A 2,437-nucleotide genomic window follows, 5' to 3' on the forward strand; every position below is an offset into this window, starting at 1 on the left:
GTGTCGGCCTTCGGATTGCCGTTCATGCGCAGGCCGAAGCTCAGATTCTGCTCCACCGTCATGTGCGGATAGAGCGCGTAAGACTGGAACACCATGGCGATGCCGCGGTCGGCCGGCGCGACATCGTTCACCACCTTGCCGCCGATGGCGATCTCGCCGCCGCTGATGTCCTCCAGCCCGGCGACCATGCGAAGAAGCGTGGACTTGCCGCATCCCGACGGGCCGACGAAGACGACGAACTCGCCGTCGGCAATGTCGATATTGGCGCCATGGACGACCTCGAAGGTGCCGAAACGCTTGACGACATTGGTGAGGGTGACGGCGGCCATTTCGTTCCTATCCTATTTGACCGCGCCGGCGGCGATGCCGGCGATGAAATGGCGCTGCAGCAGCACGAAGACGATCAGCATCGGCACGGTCAGCATGACGGCGCCGGCCATGATGCCGCCCCACGACACCTTGGTCAGGCCGATCAGCGTGCCGAGCGCCACCGGCGCCGTCATCGCGCCGGGTTGGCTGTTGATCAAAAGCGGCCAGAGATAGTTGTTCCACGAGGCGAGGAAGAGGATGATGGCGAGGGCCGCCAGCATCGGCCGCGCCAAGGGCAGCGCCACGAACAGGAAGATGCGCCATTCCTTCACGCCTTCGACCCTCGCCGCGTCGACCAGCTCGGCCGGCATCATCGAAAAGGCCTGGCGCATGAAGAGCACGCCGAGCGAATTGAACAGCGGCGGCACGATCAGCGCGATCCAGGTGTTGGCGAGCTGGAAGTCGCGCGCCACCATGATGAATTGCGGGATCAGCACCACGGCGTAGGGAAGCGTGATGGTGCCGAAGATGATCGCCACCACCACGCCCTTGCCGAGGAAGTCGTAGCGCGCCAGCGCCCAGCCGGCCATCGAGGTCACCAGTACCGAGAGAAAGGTGTAGGTCACCGCCACCGAGACCGAGATGCCGATCGCGCCGACGAAATTGGTGTCGCGCTGCAGATTGTTGAAATTGTCGAGGAAGCTGTCATGCGGCAGAAGCTCGATGCCGGGGCTGAAGATGCCGTTGTCGGGCATGGTGGAGAACACCACCATCATCCACAGCGGGAACAGCCAGATCAGCGCCAGCGGCGTCAGGACGAGATGCAGCAGGATGCTGCGTCCGAGCCGCCTTTGCGAGCGCGAGGTCATTTCGGCTCCCTCGTCAGCCAGAGCTGCACTAGCGTGATTGCGATGGCGAGGCCCGCCATGGTGTAGGCGATCGCCGAGGCATAGCCGAAATTGAGCGAGCGGAAGCCCTGGCGGTAAAGCAAGAGGCCAAGGGTTTCGGTGCCGCCGCCCGGCCCGCCGCGTTCGGTGATCAGGAAGGGCTCGGTGAAGAGCTGCATGGTGCCGATGATCGACAGCACGGCGCAAAAGACGATGACCGGCTTCAACAGCGGCAGGGTGATGTAAAAGAACTGCTTCACCTTGCTGACGCGGTCGAGCGTGGCGGCCTCGTAGACGTCATCGGGAATGGATTGCAGGCCGGCAAGAATGATGATGGCGTTGTAGCCGGCCCAGCGCCAGGTCACCGCGATCATGATCAGCGCCATGGCCGGCGTGACGTTGGAGAACCAGTCGATCTTCTCCAGGCCGACGCTGCTCAACAGCTTGTTGACGATGCCGAAATCGAGGCTGAACATCAGCCGGAACACCGCCGAGTAGGCGACCTCGCCGACCACGACGGGGGCGAAGAACGCAAAGCGGTAGAGGCCGCGCGCCTTGAGCAGCGCCGAATTCAAAAGCACCGCCATCACGACCGCCAGCGAGATCATCACCGGAACCTGGATGACGAGGATAAGCAGCGTGTTCTTCAGCGCGTTGAAGAAGGCGGGATCGCCGATCAGGCGGCCCCAGTTGAAGGTCGGCGCGAAGCGCCACGGCACGGTGCGGGTCGCCTGGAAGGAGATCAGGAAGGAGCTGATGATCGGCCAGATCCAGAAGATGGCGAAGATCAGGAGATAAGGCGTGAGGAAGCGATACGCGGCGGCGTTGCGGTAGCGCATCGTGTTCCTCCTCCTTCCAGTTTCGGGTCGCGCCTTCCTAGCGGGCACGGTCTTGATCATGTGTTGAATTGCTGGAGCAGTGCCAATGGTCGATGCAGGCGCTGCCCTGTCTTGCCTTCTCCCCTTGTGGGAGAAGGTGGCCGCGAAGCGGCCGGATGAGGGTGTTCCAGCTTGGCAACGACGGCAATCCGTCCAACACCCCTCATCCGTCTTGGCGCTACGCGCCAATCCACCTTCTCCCACAAGGGGAGAAGGAAAAGCGACGCTCACTTGACCGGCAGGCCGGTCGCAGAGGCGATCTGGCTTGCGGCGTCGTCGAGCGCGGCCTTGGCATCGGGATAGCCGCCGGCAAGATACTTGGTCTGCACGGCCCGCACGATGATCTCGGCATCGCTCTGGAAC

Annotated in this window: 3 protein-coding genes and 1 pseudogene; all 4 read right to left on the bottom strand. The window is 63.1% G+C overall.

The features are described from left to right. Window positions 1-329, bottom strand: a 329-nt coding sequence (locus EOA60_RS28865) for an ABC transporter ATP-binding protein (protein WP_164899624.1), incomplete at its 3' end; no start/stop codon positions are given. Window positions 330-341: 12 nt separating this feature from the next. Beyond that, window positions 342-1,178, bottom strand: a complete 837-nt coding sequence (locus EOA60_RS28870; protein WP_095825121.1) for a carbohydrate ABC transporter permease — start codon at window positions 1,176-1,178, stop codon at window positions 342-344. After that, window positions 1,175-2,035 (bottom strand): sugar ABC transporter permease, encoded by an 861-nt coding sequence (locus EOA60_RS28875; RefSeq protein ID WP_095825122.1) that lies wholly within the window; start codon window positions 2,033-2,035, stop codon window positions 1,175-1,177. Before EOA60_RS28875 ends, EOA60_RS28870 begins: the two co-directional genes overlap by 4 nt. 266 nt (window positions 2,036-2,301) lie before the next feature. Continuing rightward, a pseudogene (locus tag EOA60_RS28885) lies at window positions 2,302-2,437 on the bottom strand (ABC transporter substrate-binding protein); the annotation flags it as partial.

Origin of the sequence: Mesorhizobium sp. M1A.F.Ca.IN.020.06.1.1, assembly GCF_004023265.1 — a bacterium.
In the GTDB taxonomy this organism is placed as follows: Bacteria; Pseudomonadota; Alphaproteobacteria; order Rhizobiales; family Rhizobiaceae; genus Mesorhizobium.